Origin of the sequence: Neisseria sp. 27098_8_112 (assembly GCF_041433235.1) — a bacterium.
Classification (GTDB): Bacteria; Pseudomonadota; Gammaproteobacteria; order Burkholderiales; family Neisseriaceae; genus Neisseria.
Map to the genome: position 1 here is coordinate 244,527 of NZ_JAPWBB010000001.1, position 14,566 is coordinate 259,092.

A 14,566-nucleotide genomic window follows, 5' to 3' on the forward strand; every position below is an offset into this window, starting at 1 on the left:
GGTTTGATGGAAATAAAAACAGGCCGTCTGAAACGGAGTGGGATGTTCAGACGGCCTGTTACTGTCGGGATTAGCGATGTGGACGTTTTTGACCGCGTGCCTGTTGGGCAGCCATTTGGTTCATTTCCTGACGGGTCGGACGTTTTTTGAAGATGGCGTGCGCTTCGTCAACGGAACATTTTTGCGACAGGCAAACCAAGGTAATTGCGTCTTTTTGATGTTGGCCGCCGCTGTGGTACATACGACGCAGGTTGGCTTCGTTGATACGGCCTTTTTCCGGATCGATGTCGAATTTTTTCAGGCGCTCGAGGAATTGGCGTTGCTGACGGCGTGAAGTCCAAACGAAACCACCTGCGGCAGCGGCCACGATGATGACGGCCAACAGGATGGCCAGCGGCCATGAATCGACGATCAGAACGATGATGAGGCTTAATACGGCAGTGGTCAGCAGGGCCAGGCTGCCGATGCGAAGTTTGGTTTTATTATCCATATGGTTGGTGTTTCCTTGTTTTTGCTGGAAGAGGCCGTCTGAAATGCGAGGTTCAGACGGCCTGAATTTGAGTTTACGCTATTTTACAGTATTTTCTGTTTTTGGGGCGTATTGCGTGCAAGTTTCTTGACGCGTGGCAACGGTTTCAAGCGGCCAGCGAAGTGACGAGCTGTTTGAACTCGGTCCATGCATCGCCATCTTCCGCGCCTTTGATGATGCGGTCGATTTTGGCGCAGGTTTTGAGCGCGTCGAGCAGGCGGTTGATGGAAATGCGTTTGGCTGCCATCGGTGCAAGGGTCTGCTTGTCGCCCCATAAACGCAGGCTGTTGCGCAGGCTTTGGATGTTTTGTCCCTGCTTGAGTGCGGCAGTCAGGCGGATTAGGGTGCGGATGTCCTCGGCAACCGCCCACAACAGCAAAACCGGCTCTTCGCCTTCTTCTTCCAAACCGTCCAGCAAACGGGAAACGCGCAGGGCATCGCCTTTCATCCATGCGCCCGCCAGTTGGAATACGTCGAAGCGGGCGACGGTGGCAACCGCGGCCTCTGCGTCGGCAATATTGATCAAATGGCCTTGTGGATAGAGCAGAGCGAGTTTTTCGATTTCCTGACGGGCGGCCAAAAGATTGCCTTCGACGCGCTCGGCAAAAAGGGCGAGTGCTTCAGGTTCGATATCCAAACCCTGCTGTTTCAGACGGCCCTGTATCCATTGCGGCAAAGCATGTGGCGCAACGGCTTTGGCTTCTAAGACGATGCCTTTGCCTGCCAATGCGGAAAACCATTTGGACTGGATTTGCGCTTTTTCAAGCTTGGGCAGGAGGATGAGCGTAACCGTATCTTCGGGCAGGCGTTCGGCGAAGGTTTGCAGGGCATCGCCTCCATTTTTTCCGGGTTTGCCGTTGGGAATGTGGATTTCCAGCAGTTTCAAATCGGCAAACAAACCTGCGCTGCCGGCACTTTGCAACAGCTCGTTCCAGTCAAAATTGTTTTCGGCGGTATAGACTTCACGGTTGAGATAACCTTGTTTTTTTGCGGCTGCGCGCAGGGTATCCAAAGCCTCGATACGCAACAAATCCTCTTCGCCGTGAATAATGTACAACGGTTTGAGCGGCGTATCGGGGCGCAGGCTCTCAATGGGCGCGGCAGCCATTATTGCGCTTTCAGGAAAGTCAGGCGGCGGACGATTTGATCTGCGGCGTCGATGCGCATTTCAGACCAAATGGTTTCTTCCTCTTCCTGTTTGCCCAAAACTTCGCTGTCGGCGTAGTCCATGGTGCGGTGAACCTTAACTTCCATCGGTTCGCCAACCGGCTCGCCGTTGCGGAAGGCTTGGACTTTGACGGTCATGGCCAGCAGGTATTCGTTGATTGCGGCGGCGCGGGTGATGGTGTAGATATCGCGGCGTTTTTGAAAGTCGACAACGCGCAGGGTGATTTGTGATTCGGCTTCGCTAACCGGATGGCCGTCGGCACGGCGTAAGGCATTTTCCAGCGCTTTTTGCATGACGGCTCCGCCTTCTACATGCCAGTTCTGATAAGGCAGCGGCTGAGAAGTCACGCCTGTGCCTTTCAGGTGGAAACCGCAAGAGGCAAGCAATAGGGCGAGTGCTGGCAATAGGATTTTTTTCATTAGATATTCCTTCGTTGAAACCGGTTACGGTATCGTCGGATTATAACGAATAATGTTTAGGCCGTCTGAAACCGTAAACGGAAAGTATTTCAGACGGCCTTGTCTATAAGATACAACGCTTATTTTTCCAGCCAAATCAGGCTGACCATGCGGCCGGTTTGTCCGTCGCGGCGATAGGAGAAGAAAGTATCGCGTTCCAAGACGGTGCAATGGGTGCCGCCATAAATCATGTTCACGCCTTCGCGGTGCAGAACCATGCGCGCCAAAGCGTAAATGTCGGCAAGGTATTTGCCGCTGCCGATGTCTTCAAACGCATCGACAGCTTCCGGCGTAGAGGTGCAAAACGCATCAAATACATCTTGCCCCACTTCAAACGCATCAGGGCCGATGGCAGGGGCGAGATAGGCCATGATTTCCAACGGCTCGACATTCATTGCTGCAATAGTGTTTTGCAAAACGCCACCGGCCAAACCGCGCCAACCTGCATGAGCTGCTGCAACGACTGTCCCTGCTTTGTCGCAAAACAAGACAGGCAGGCAATCGGCAGTCATCGAAGCGCAAGCGACTGTTCCCGTTGTATCCACCGAGGCATCGGCGTCTGGCGTATTGCCTAACGCTTCGGCTGCGTTCACAACAATGGTGCTGTGGATTTGATTGAGGTAGGCAACGGGCAGGCCGACTTGTTCCTGTACGATTTCGCGGTTGCGGAGCACGGCTTCCAGATTGTCGCCGACGTGCGAACCGACATTCAGGCTGCGGTACACGCCTTCGCTGACACCGCCGTTGCGTGTGGTAATAAGCGTTTTGACATTGGCAGGGGCAGGCCAGTCGGCAGTCAAAAAGTTCTTGTCTTGCGGGGCGAGGTTTAGGGTATCTGTGATGGTTTTCATAATCTTTGAGTCGCTGAAATATTGGAACGGATTGATTTCAGACGGCCTGAAATAATATTTTAGGCCGTCTGAAAAATGGGTTTAATCCCTTACATAAACGACTTCGACATCGTAGTCGTCTTCATTCCAATCATCGTCATCGTCCATGCCGAATTTCTCTTGCCATTCTTCCTCGTTGCTTAGGGACGAATCCAAACCGGCTTCCAGACGCAGGACGGAAAGCAGGTGGTACATATCGTCAGGTATAGGTGCTTCAAAGGAAACGGTTTTGCCGGTTTTCGGATGTACAAAGCTCAAGCGGTAGGCGTGCAGGGCTTGGCGCGCACCAAGGGCTTTGATGGCTTCTTTAACCGCGTCGCTGCATGGATGGCGCAGGTTGCCGTAAACCGGGTCGGCGGCCAGCGGATGGTTGGCTTCGCGCATATGAACGCGGATTTGGTGCGTGCGGCCGGTTTCGAGCGAGCATTCGATGTAGCTGTGTGCCAGATAACGTTCCAACACTTTGACGTGGGTAATGGCAGGTTTGCCGCCGAATTTGACGACTGCCATTTTCAGGCGGTTATGCGGATCGCGGCCGATTTGGGTTTCGATTTTGCCGTCGAAAGGAACAATGCCGTTGGCGACTGCACGGTAAATGCGTTTGACTGTGCGCTCTTGAAGCTGTTGAACTAATGAATTTTGCGCTGGCAAGGTCTTGGCGACCACCATCAGGCCGCTGGTTTCTTTGTCCAAACGGTGTACGATGCCCGCACGCGGCACTTGACTTAATTCGGGACAGTGCGCCAGCAGTCCGTTGAGCAGGGTGCCGCTCCAGTTGCCTGCGGCAGGATGGACGACCAACCCGGCCGGTTTGTTGATGACGATGACGGTATCGTCTTCATAAATAATGTCCAAATCCATGGGTTCGGGCGTGAACGCAAGGTTTTCTTCGCTCGGACGTACCGTAACGGCAATCAATTCACCGCCTATCATTTTATCTTTGGGTTGCGCGGGCTTATCGTTTACAATGACTGCACCCTCTTTAATCCACGAACTCAGGCGGCTGCGCGAGTAGTCGGGCATGAGTTTGGCCAATACGGCATCCAGCCTTCCGCCCGCCATTTCGAGCGGAACGGTCAAATTAACACAACTTTCTGTTTCAGGGGATGACGGAAAGTCTAAATCATCGCTATAATCGGCTTCGTTATCAAAGGAAGTATTCTGCATGAAAAAAATTCTTTTAGTAGTTTCTTTAGGTTTGGCACTGAGTGCCTGCGCAAATAAAGGCACAATCGATAAAGACGCCCAAATTACTCAAGATTGGAGTGTGGAAAAGCTTTATGCCGAAGCGCAAGACGAATTGAACAGCAACAATTATACGCGAGCTGTCAAGTTATACGAAATTTTAGAGTCCCGTTTTCCAAACGGCCGCTATGCCCAGCAGTCCCAGTTGGATACGGCGTATGCCTATTATAAAGACGATGAGCCGGAAAAAGCCTTGGCTGCCATTGCGCGCTTCCAACGCCATCATCCGCAACACCCGAATATGGACTACGCGCTGTACTTGAAAGGTTTGGTCCTGTTTAACGAAGACCAGTCTTTCTTGAACAAGCTGGCTTCCCAAGACTGGTCCGACCGCGACCCGAAAGCCAACCGCGATGCTTATCAGGCGTTTGCGGAGTTGGTTCAACGTTATCCAAACAGCAAATACGCTGCCGATGCAACTGAGCGTATGGCCAAACTGGTGGACGCTTTGGGTGGTAACGAAATATCTGTGGCGCGTTATTACATGAAACGCGGTGCTTATGTCGCAGCGGCCAACCGTGCGCAAAAAATCGTTAGCCGTTACCAAAATACCCGTTACGTCGAAGAAGCTTTGGCGATGATGGAATTGGCATACAAAAAACTGGACAAGCCGCAACTGGCTGCCGATACACGCCGTGTTTTGGAAACCAACTTCCCGCAAAGCCCGTTCTTGCAACACGAATGGCGATCTGACGATATGCCTTGGTGGCGTTACTGGCGCTAAGCGTCGGGTTGTTCAGGCATGAATTAAGGCCGTCTGAAAATGATGCAGCTATGCATTTGGTTTTCAGACGGCCTTTGTTTTTAATGTTTTTTTACGCTCTCTGTAAACAGGGTGCAAAATTCGTTTTAATATGGTAAAGTCTGATTTTAATAACTCGACGGTTTGAAGCCGTTACTCAGGGGCTGTTTAAATTTAAAATCAGTTTTGTTGAAGCTGCATCGGATTTGCTATTGATGCATTCAGGAAAATTTCAGTCGTCAGGCTGATTTGGTTTTAAATTTAAGCAGCCCTTTATGTTTACAAAAAACAGAGGTAGATTCTCATGAAGTCTTGGCAGCTTCCTGAACACGTTGCCGACGTGTTACCGACCAATGCCCGACAACTGGAAAGCGCCCGTGAGCGGCTATTGGCTTTGTTCCGCGTGCATGGTTATGAATTGGTGCAACCGCCATTGATGGAATACAGCCATTCCTTATTGACGCATATCGATGCCGGTTTGTCTTTGAAAACCATTTTGGTCGTCGATCAGCTCAGCGGCCGCCAGCTCGGTATCCGTGCGGATATTACGCCGCAGGTGGCGCGCATTGATGCCCACTTGCTTTCCACCAACCAAGGCATCAACCGTTTATGCTATGCCGGTTCGGTGCTTCATGCGCGGCCTGACGGATTGCTCAATATGCGCGAGCCTTTGCAGGCGGGTGCGGAAATGTACGGCTTGGAAGGCATTGAAGCGGATATTGAATTGATTGATTTGATGCTGAAAAGCATGAAAATTGCCGATATGGGCGAAGTCTTGCTTTCATTGGGCCATATCGGCGTATTCCGTGCTTTGGCAAATGCCGCGCATTTGAATGAGCAGCAATCGGCAACCCTGCTTTCATCAATGCAGGACAAAGATGCCGAGGCCGTCAGCCAGTTGGTCAAAGAGTGGAAACTCGACGGTATGTGGGCAAAAGCGTTTTCACTGTTGCCCCGATTGTATGGCGGTCGTGAAGTGCTGACTGTGGCTAGAGAGAAATTACCGGAATTGTCCGCAGTCAGTGCGGCCTTGGATGAATTGCAGGCAGTATGCGATGCGTTCCCAAATCAAAAAGTGCATATCGATTTGTCGGAACTGCGTGTTGACAATTACCATACCGGTTTGCTTTACGCAGCTTATGGTTCAAACCGTCATGATGCTGTAGCACGCGGCGGCCGTTATGACGGATTGGGCGGATACTTCGGACGAGCGCGTCCTGCAGCCGGATTCAGTTTTGATTTGCGCAGCTTCATCGGCCGCCTTCCTGCTATCGGACGGGAATCCGTGGTGGCTGTCGATGTAAAAGACATGCCCGCAGCTCAAGAAGCGGTAGATGCTTTGCGCGAACAAGGACAATGTGTCGTTATCGATTACGGTATCGGCTATAACGGTTCGGAAGAGGTTACAGGCCGTCTGAAGCAGGTAGACGGCGTTTGGAAAGTAATCGCTTTGAACGATTGAGTTTTATTTTGAAATTTTGTATCTGAAATAAGGTTAGATGGCTATGGCTAAAAATGTTGTCGTAATCGGTGCCCAATGGGGTGATGAAGGCAAAGGTAAGATTGTTGACTGGCTGGCGGAAGAAACCAGCGGTGTTGTACGTTTCCAAGGTGGCCACAATGCCGGCCATACTTTGGTCGTCGGTGGCAAAAAAACCATTTTGCGCCTGATTCCAAGCGGCATTTTGCATGAGACTTTGGACTGCTTCATCGGATCAGGCGTCGTGGTTTCTCCTGAAGCATTGTTGGGTGAAATCGACGAATTGAACGCTGCCGGTGTGAAAAACGTTGAAGGCCGTCTGAAAATTGCGCCGACCTGCCCATTGATTCTGCCTTACCACATCGCGCTTGACCAAGCTCGCGAAGCTTCCCGCGGTAAAAGCAAAATTGGTACAACCGGGCGCGGCATCGGCCCAGCCTATGAAGATAAAGTTGCCCGTCGCGCGATTCGCGTGGTGGACTTGTTGCACCCTGAAAAACTGGTTGAAAAACTGGAAGCTGTTTTGGCTTATTACAATGTTCAGTTGCAACACCTGCACAATGCCAAGCCGGTAAAAGTTGAAGACGTGATGGCGGTCATTGAAAAAGTTGCACCGCGCATTACGCCGATGATTACCGATGTTTCCCGTGTTTTGAACGAGAAAAACCGCAAGGGCGAAAGCCTGTTGTTTGAAGGCGCACAAGGTACGTTGCTGGACATCGACTACGGTACTTATCCGTTTGTAACTTCTTCCAACTGTTTGGCTGGTGCCGCTTCTGCAGGTGCAGGCGTAGGTCCGCAAATGCTGGATTACGTTTTGGGTATCGTTAAAGCCTATACCACCCGTGTGGGTTCCGGTCCATTCCCGACTGAATTGTTTGATGAAGTGGGCGCAGGTTTGGCTGAGCGCGGCCATGAATTCGGCTCCGTAACCGGTCGTGCGCGTCGTTGCGGTTGGTTTGACGCGGCTGCTCTGAAACGCTCTATTCAAGTTAACGGCATTTCCGGCATGTGCATTACCAAGCTGGATGTGATGGATGGTATTGAAAACATCAATATCTGTGTAGGTTATGAATTGCCTGATGGCAGCAAAACCGACATTCTGCCTTGCGGCTCTGATGCGGTAGAAACCTGCAAACCGATTTACGAAACCATGCCGGGTTGGAGCGAGTCGACTTTCGGCGTGAAAGAGTACGACAAGCTGCCTGAAAACGCTAAAGCTTATCTGAAACGTATCGAAGAAGTGTGTGGTGCGCCTGTGGCCATTGTTTCAACCGGTCCTGACCGTGAAGAAACCATCGTTTTGCATCATCCGTTTGCTTAATTGATTAAGTGAATAAAAGGCCGTCTGAATTTTCAGACGGCCTTTTATATGAAATGCAATAAACATTCAGCCCTGAACGACATCTGTCTTCAGGGCTGAATTTTGTATTTTACGCTGTTTTTAAGTACGAATGTTTGGAAAGTGAGATGTAGTACCAAGTAACAATTATTCTCATTGACGTAAATCAAGAAAAACTAAATCTGTAATTTTATTTCACAAAAACCTCTGTAAATAAATGGGTATTGATGTTATCCTTTCAGAAAATTTACAGTCTATATTTTCAATAAAATTAGGAGCTTGATATGTCAAATGATGTTCAGCAACGTCCTGCCGCTTGGGAAGGTTTTGTCGGTGGTAACTGGGAAACCAACGTAGATGTCCGCGATTTTATTCAAAAAAATTACACGCCATATGAGGGCGATGCTTCATTCTTAGCACCTGCAACTGAAGCCACAACCAAGCTGTGGGCGGAAGTGATGGAAGGCATCAAGGTTGAAAACCGTACACACGAGCCGTATAAAATCGACGCGCAAATCGTCTCTGGCATTACCAGCCATGCTCCAGGCTATATCGACAAAGATTTGGAAACCATCGTCGGCCTGCAAACAGACGAGCCTTTGAAACGCTCTATCATGCCGTTTGGCGGTTTGAAAATGGTGCAAGACGCGTGCAAAGTGTACAACGTTGAATTGAATCCCGAAGTCAGCGAAATTTTCACCAAATACCGCAAAACCCACAACCAAGGCGTATTTGACGTTTATACGCCCGACATCCGCCGCTGCCGTAAATCAGGCGTGATTACCGGTCTGCCGGATGCTTATGGCCGTGGCCGTATTATCGGTGACTACCGCCGTGTGGCATTGTACGGTATCGACTTCTTGATGAAAGACAAACTCAACCAGTTCAACTCACTGCAAGCCGATTTGGAAAACGGTGTGGACTTGGAAGAAGTGATCCGCCGCCGCGAAGAAATCAATGAGCAATATAAAGCATTGAACCAAATGAAAGAAATGGCGGCTTCTTACGGCTACGATATTTCCGGCCCTGCAAAAAATGCACAAGAAGCGATCCAATGGACTTACTTCGCCTACCTCGCTGCCGTTAAATCTCAAAACGGCGCAGCGATGTCCTTCGGCCGTGTATCTTCATTCTTGGATATTTACATCGAACGCGACCTGAAAAACGGTGTGATTACCGAAACCCAAGCTCAAGAATTCATTGACCACTTGGTGATGAAACTGCGTATGGTCCGTTTCCTGCGTACGCCCGAATACGACCAACTCTTCTCCGGCGACCCGATTTGGGCAACCGAATCCATCGGCGGTATGGGCTTGGACGGCCGTACGCTGGTAACCCGCACCAACTTCCGCGTGCTGCATACCCTGTACAACATGGGCCCGTCTCCTGAGCCAAACATCACTGTATTGTGGTCAGAACAACTGCCGCAAGGCTTTAAAGAATTCTGCGCCAAAGTATCCATCGATACTTCCTCCATCCAATACGAAAACGACGATTTGATGCGCCCTGACTTCAATAGCGACGACTACGCCATTGCCTGCTGCGTCAGCCCGATGGTGGTCGGCAAACAAATGCAGTTCTTCGGCGCACGTGCTAACTTGGCTAAAACTCTGCTGTACGCAATCAACGGCGGCGTGGACGAGAAATCTAAAGAGCAAGTTGGTCCGAAAACCGAGCCGATTATGGACGAAGTTTTGGACTACGACACTGTCTTTGAGCGCATGGACAAATTCATGGATTGGTTGGCAACCCAATACGTTACCGCGCTGAACATTATTCACTACATGCACGACAAATACAGCTACGAAGCCGCGTTGATGGCATTGCATGACCGTGATGTGATCCGTACAATGGCATGTGGTATCGCCGGTTTGTCTGTGGCTGCCGACTCCCTGTCTGCCATTAAATACGCCAAAGTGAAACCGATTCGTGACGAAAACGGCATTGCCGTTGACTTTGAAATCGAAGGCGAATACCCACAATTTGGTAACAACGATGACCGCGTTGACGATATCGCCTGCGATTTGGTTGAACGTTTCATGAAAAAAGTGGCGACCCACAAAACTTACCGCAACGCTACTCCAACTCAGTCCGTACTGACCATTACTTCCAACGTCGTTTACGGTAAGAAAACCGGTAATACTCCAGACGGCCGCCGTGCAGGTGCTCCATTTGGTCCGGGTGCAAACCCAATGCACGGCCGTGACGTCAACGGTGCAGTCGCTTCATTGACTTCCGTAGCCAAACTGCCATTTGAGTTTGCCAAAGACGGTATTTCTTATACCTTCTCCATTATTCCCGGCGCGTTGGGTAAAGACGAGCATTCTCGCGAACGCAACCTTGCCGGTCTGATGGACGGTTATTTCCACCATGAAGACGGTATTTTGGAAGGCGGCCAACACTTGAACGTCAACGTATTGAATCGCGAGACTTTGGAAGATGCGATGCACAATCCGGAGAAATATCCGCAGTTGACCATTCGTGTGTCCGGTTATGCGGTTCGCTTCAACTCGCTGACCCGCGAACAACAGCTTGACGTGATTACCCGTACGTTCACAGAAACCATGTAATCCGGGTGGAGAAACAAACCAGAAGCTAAATTTGCATTTGGTTTGTTTTGAAACAAAGCTCCAAGGCCGTCTGAAATGTTCAGACGGCCTTTATTATCGTACAATCCATATAAGCAAAAACATTTTTGAGCCGAACACTATGTCCACGACTTTTGCCATTACCCCCGAGCCGGAACTGAAAGACCTTGGCCACCGTCACTATAACGGCAAAGGCATTATTCATTCTATTGAATCTTGCGGTGCTGTCGATGGTCCGGGTTTGCGCTACGTGCTTTTTTTGCAAGGTTGCCTGATGCGCTGCCTGTATTGCCATAATCGCGATACTTGGGATTTGCATACCGAGCAGGCGCAAGAATTGGATGTGGCAACCGTGATGAAGCAAGTCATGACCTATCGTCATTATCTGCGTGCAACAGGCGGAGGCGTAACGGCAACCGGCGGCGAGCCGTTATTGCAATATGAGTTTGTACGCGATTGGTTTACGGCCTGTCGGGAGCACGATATCCATACCTGTCTCGACAGCAATGGCTATGCTTTGCACTATGATTCGATTTTGGATGATTTGCTCGATCATACCAATTTAGTCATGCTCGACTTAAAACAAATCGATCCTGAAATTCATAAAGTGCTTGTCGGTATCCCAAATACCAAAACGCTGAAATTCGCGCGCTATCTTGCCGAACGCAATCAGCCGACGCGTGTGCGCTATGTGGTTGTTCCCGGTTATACCGATGATGAGCATTCAGCGCATTTATTGGGCGAGTTTATCGGTGATATGGATAATGTCGAAATGGTCGAGCTTTTGCCGTATCACGAATTGGGCGCACACAAATGGGCTTTGTGCGGCGACGAATACAAATTAAAAGGCGTACATCCGCCGCCTAAAGAAACCATTTTGAAAATCAAAGAAATATTAGAGAGTTACGGAAAAAATATTATTTATTAAAATAGAAAAAGGCCGTCTGAAACGAAATAATCAGTTTCAGACGGCCTTTTCATGATTGAAAAAGACTTAAGCGTTCAATGCGGCCAAAACCTTGGCGACAACTTCTGATACTGCAACGGCTTGAGCTTGATTGTCACGGCGTTCGGCATATTCGACATTGCCTTCTTTTAAGGCGCGATCGCCGATGACGATGCGGTGAGGGATGCCCAACAGCTCGGAGTCATTCAGCAATACGCCTGCACGTTCGTCGCGGTCATCCAGCAATACATCCGCACCGGCAGCCAAAAGCTCGGCATAGATTTTGTCGGCGGCTTCGCGTACGGCATCTGATTTTTTGTAGTTCATCGGTACAATCACGACTTCAAACGGCGCCATTGCTTTGGTCCAAACAATGCCTTTTTCGTCGTTGTTTTGCTCGATGGCGGCGGCAACAACGCGGGTAATACCGATACCGTAGCAGCCCATTTCCATAATTTGGGATTTGCCGTTATTGTCCAAGAAGCTGACGTTCATGGCTTGGGTATATTTATCGCGTAATTGGAAAACGTGGCCGACTTCAATACCGCGTGCCAGTTTCAGACGGCCTTGTTCGTCAGGGCTGATATCGCCTTCGATGACATTGCGCAAATCGACAAATTCAGGCTCGGCAGCATCTCGGCCGAAGTTAAAGCCGGTATAGTGGTAGTTGTCTTCGTTTGCGCCGATAACCCAATCTGCCCCTTTTTCGGTAGCGAAATCCGCATAGACTTTACCTTTAAATCCGACAGGGCCGAGAGAGCCGCCGTTTGCGCCGAACTGTTCAACAATCGCCGCAGGGCTTGCCATGGTCAGTGGCGATTTCACGCCGGCCAGTTTTTCCGCCTTGATGTCGTTAAATTCATGGTCGCCACGTAACAGCAGCAGGACGAGTTTGCCTTCGTTTTCGCCTTCGACCACGATGGATTTAAGGGTTTGTTCAACCGGAATATTGAGGAATTCAACTAAAGACTCAATGGTTTTGACGTTTGGCGTATGTACTTTGGTTAACTCGGCCTGAGCAGCGGCGCGTTCGCCTTTAAGCGGCAAAGTCGGCGCCAGCTCGATATTGGCGGCGTAATCGGAAGTGTCGCTATATGCAATAACGTCTTCGCCGCTTTCAGCCAATACTTGGAATTCGTGAGAGCCAGTACCGCCGATGCTGCCAGTATCCGCGGCAACAGGACGGAATTCCAAACCCAAACGGGTGAAGATACGGTAGTAAGCGTCGTACATATCTTGATAGGTCGTCTGAAGCGAGACATAGTCGGCATGGAAGGAATAAGCGTCTTTCATGACGAACTCGCGCGCACGCATCACACCGAAGCGCGGACGCACTTCATCGCGGAATTTGGTTTGGATGTGGTAAAAGTTTTTCGGCAGTTGTTTGTAGCTGTTGACTTCTTTGCGCACGATGTCGGCAATCACTTCTTCACAAGTCGGACCCATGCAGAAATCACGGTCATGACGGTCTTTCAGGCGCAGCAGTTCTTTACCATAAAACTCCCAGCGGCCGGATTCCTGCCATAGTTCGGCAGGTTGTACCACCGGCATCAGCAGCTCCACACTACCTGCACGGGCCATTTCTTCGCGCACGATATTTTCAACTTTGCGCAATACGCGCAGACCCATCGGCATCCAAGTATAAAGACCAGATGCGTTGGCTTTGATCAAACCGGCACGAATCATCAGCTTGTGGCTGGCAAGTGCGGCTTCGGCAGGGGCTTCTTTAAGGGTAGAAATGAAGAACTGGGAGGCTTTCATGGCGTATTTTTCTTTCTTGAAAATAAGTGCGTATTGTAACGCAAAATGTGTGGCCGCGCGTCTTTTGAATGGCATCTGATGAAATCGGCCGTTGTTTTACGCAGCTTTTGATTCGGGGCGATTTTTAGGGATGTCAACCCTAATTTATGCACAAAGCCGCATAACCTTGTTTTACCTATAAATTTTCACTGTATGATTATAGTAAAATCTTATAAATATAACTATTTGATTTTATTAAGTTTTATTTGATTAAATTTTAGTCAATTTAAGACTTGGTTTGTTCCTAAAGAAAATTTTACGATTACCCAAAGCTTATCAACAGATTTATCCACAGAGATTGTGTATAGATTTTAAATGCTGTCGGCGTAATGATTTCGCATGATTGTCAAGCCTTGTTTAAAGCAGATTTGGTTGCCTTAAAAAGATGGGGTAACAACACGATGGGCAGGTTTTACGCTAACATTCTGCTTATTGCTGTTTCCTTACAAGGATAAAATGAAAAATTTAGAATTGCATTTGCTGGAACGCAGAAAGATGTTTAACGGGCATCAGGAACGCTACCACCACTTTTCTCAAACCTGCCAGACGGATATGGTATTTGATGTCTATCTGCCGCCACAAGTCTTAAAAGGTTATCCCGCGCCTGTTTTATATTTTCTTTCCGGCTTAAATAGTGATGGTTCTGAATTGGTTCGGCAAAGCGGAATCCAGCGCTTTGCGGCGCAATGGAATATTATCGTGGTTTTTCCGGATACCTCGCCACGCGGTCAGCATGTTGCCGACAGTGAGGAACATTATCTTGGACAGGGTGCCGGATTTTATGTTAACGCAACTGAAGCACCTTGGGCGCAGCATTACCAAATGGAAAGCTATATCAGCCAAGAGTTGCCTGATTTGATTGAGCATAATTTCCCGGTAACGAAAGAGCGCAGCATTGCAGGTTTCAGCATGGGCGGGCATGGCGCGCTGCATTTGGCTTTGAACTATCCCGGCCGATATGCTGCGGTTTCTGCCTTTGCGCCTTTATGTCATCCTATCGATACGGAAGGCGGCAGGCAGGCGTTTTCAGCTTATTTGGGTCAAAACATGGAAACATGGAAACGCTATGACAGTACAGAGCTGCTTCAGACGGCCTCACATAAATTGCCTGTTTTGATTGATGTCGGCAGTGAAGATGCTTTGTATCCTGAAGTCCTGCAACCGGAAGGGTTTGTCCGCTCAGCACGCGAAAAAGGTTTCAATATTCAATATAAAGTACGTCCGGGCTATGGGCATGATTATTTCTTTATTGCCAGCTTTATCGATTCGCATGTTGAATTTCACGCTCAGGCATTAGGGCTTTAAGCAGTATTGAATAAAAGGCCGTCTGAAATCCGATTAATGGTTAGATTTCAGACGGCCTTTTATTTGGCCTTTT

12 protein-coding genes are annotated in these 14,566 nt (G+C 49.4%); 6 read left to right on the forward strand and 6 right to left on the reverse strand.

What is annotated here, in order from left to right; translation table 11 throughout:
• Window positions 1-70: 70 nt before the first annotated feature.
• From O3682_RS01135 to rluD, 5 genes are all read right to left on the reverse strand, one after another.
• On the reverse strand, window positions 71-490 hold the full coding sequence (locus tag O3682_RS01135; protein WP_128582562.1) for a hypothetical protein: 420 nt from the start codon (window positions 488-490) through the stop codon (window positions 71-73).
• Between the two features lie 145 nt (window positions 491-635).
• Window positions 636-1,637 (reverse strand): DNA polymerase III subunit delta, encoded by a 1,002-nt coding sequence (holA, locus tag O3682_RS01140; protein WP_371508069.1) that lies wholly within the window; start codon window positions 1,635-1,637, stop codon window positions 636-638.
• Complete coding sequence (locus O3682_RS01145; RefSeq protein ID WP_070765016.1) at window positions 1,637-2,116, reverse strand: LPS-assembly lipoprotein LptE; 480 nt, start codon at window positions 2,114-2,116, stop codon at window positions 1,637-1,639. Before O3682_RS01145 ends, holA begins: the two co-directional genes overlap by 1 nt.
• Window positions 2,117-2,235: 119 nt before the next feature.
• Window positions 2,236-3,006, reverse strand: coding sequence for a peptidoglycan editing factor PgeF (pgeF, locus tag O3682_RS01150; protein WP_371508070.1), 771 nt, complete (start codon window positions 3,004-3,006; stop codon window positions 2,236-2,238).
• 81 nt (window positions 3,007-3,087) lie between these two features.
• The gene (gene rluD, locus O3682_RS01155; protein ID WP_371508071.1) at window positions 3,088-4,212 is read right to left on the reverse strand and encodes a 23S rRNA pseudouridine(1911/1915/1917) synthase RluD; all 1,125 of its coding nucleotides are present in this window, start codon (window positions 4,210-4,212) and stop codon (window positions 3,088-3,090) included.
• Between rluD and bamD the strand changes: the two genes are divergently transcribed.
• The 5 genes from bamD (at window position 4,211) to pflA (ending at window position 11,370) form a co-directional block, all read left to right on the forward strand.
• Window positions 4,211-5,014: an outer membrane protein assembly factor BamD gene (gene bamD, locus O3682_RS01160; RefSeq protein WP_003680807.1), complete on the forward strand. Its 804-nt coding sequence runs from the start codon at window positions 4,211-4,213 to the stop codon at window positions 5,012-5,014. The genes rluD and bamD overlap by 2 nt on opposite strands.
• 322 nt (window positions 5,015-5,336) lie before the next feature.
• Entirely contained in the window at window positions 5,337-6,494 is a 1,158-nt protein-coding gene (locus O3682_RS01165; protein WP_371508072.1) for an ATP phosphoribosyltransferase regulatory subunit, read from the forward strand.
• Window positions 6,495-6,537: 43 nt separating this feature from the next.
• Window positions 6,538-7,836 carry an adenylosuccinate synthase gene (locus O3682_RS01170; RefSeq protein ID WP_371508073.1) on the forward strand — a complete coding sequence of 433 codons (1,299 nt, stop codon included), beginning with the start codon at window positions 6,538-6,540 and terminating at the stop codon, window positions 7,834-7,836.
• 302 nt (window positions 7,837-8,138) lie between these two features.
• On the forward strand, window positions 8,139-10,424 hold the full coding sequence (gene pflB / locus O3682_RS01175; RefSeq protein WP_371508074.1) for a formate C-acetyltransferase: 2,286 nt from the start codon (window positions 8,139-8,141) through the stop codon (window positions 10,422-10,424).
• 139 nt (window positions 10,425-10,563) lie between these two features.
• On the forward strand, window positions 10,564-11,370 hold the full coding sequence (pflA, locus tag O3682_RS01180; protein ID WP_371508075.1) for a pyruvate formate lyase 1-activating protein: 807 nt from the start codon (window positions 10,564-10,566) through the stop codon (window positions 11,368-11,370).
• Window positions 11,371-11,436: 66 nt separating this feature from the next.
• Here the strand turns inward: pflA and O3682_RS01185 are convergent, their stop codons facing one another.
• Window positions 11,437-13,149 carry a proline--tRNA ligase gene (locus tag O3682_RS01185; protein ID WP_371508076.1) on the reverse strand — a complete coding sequence of 571 codons (1,713 nt, stop codon included), beginning with the start codon at window positions 13,147-13,149 and terminating at the stop codon, window positions 11,437-11,439.
• A gap of 495 nt (window positions 13,150-13,644) precedes the next feature.
• Between O3682_RS01185 and fghA the strand changes: the two genes are divergently transcribed.
• Window positions 13,645-14,493, forward strand: coding sequence for an S-formylglutathione hydrolase (gene fghA / locus O3682_RS01190; protein ID WP_371508077.1), 849 nt, complete (start codon window positions 13,645-13,647; stop codon window positions 14,491-14,493).
• The last annotated feature ends 73 nt before the right edge of the window (window positions 14,494-14,566 follow it).

Coding starts and splice junctions, on each gene's coding strand:
- O3682_RS01135 (WP_128582562.1), bottom strand. CDS start 490: ATGGATAATAAAACCAAACTTCGCATCGGCAGCCTGGCCCTGCTGACC.
- holA (WP_371508069.1), bottom strand. CDS start 1,637: ATGGCTGCCGCGCCCATTGAGAGCCTGCGCCCCGATACGCCGCTCAAA.
- O3682_RS01145 (WP_070765016.1), bottom strand. CDS start 2,116: ATGAAAAAAATCCTATTGCCAGCACTCGCCCTATTGCTTGCCTCTTGC.
- pgeF (WP_371508070.1), bottom strand. CDS start 3,006: ATGAAAACCATCACAGATACCCTAAACCTCGCCCCGCAAGACAAGAAC.
- bamD (WP_003680807.1), top strand. CDS start 4,211: ATGAAAAAAATTCTTTTAGTAGTTTCTTTAGGTTTGGCACTGAGTGCC.
- rluD (WP_371508071.1), bottom strand. CDS start 4,212: ATGCAGAATACTTCCTTTGATAACGAAGCCGATTATAGCGATGATTTA.
- O3682_RS01165 (WP_371508072.1), top strand. CDS start 5,337: ATGAAGTCTTGGCAGCTTCCTGAACACGTTGCCGACGTGTTACCGACC.
- O3682_RS01170 (WP_371508073.1), top strand. CDS start 6,538: ATGGCTAAAAATGTTGTCGTAATCGGTGCCCAATGGGGTGATGAAGGC.
- pflB (WP_371508074.1), top strand. CDS start 8,139: ATGTCAAATGATGTTCAGCAACGTCCTGCCGCTTGGGAAGGTTTTGTC.
- pflA (WP_371508075.1), top strand. CDS start 10,564: ATGTCCACGACTTTTGCCATTACCCCCGAGCCGGAACTGAAAGACCTT.
- O3682_RS01185 (WP_371508076.1), bottom strand. CDS start 13,149: ATGAAAGCCTCCCAGTTCTTCATTTCTACCCTTAAAGAAGCCCCTGCC.
- fghA (WP_371508077.1), top strand. CDS start 13,645: ATGAAAAATTTAGAATTGCATTTGCTGGAACGCAGAAAGATGTTTAAC.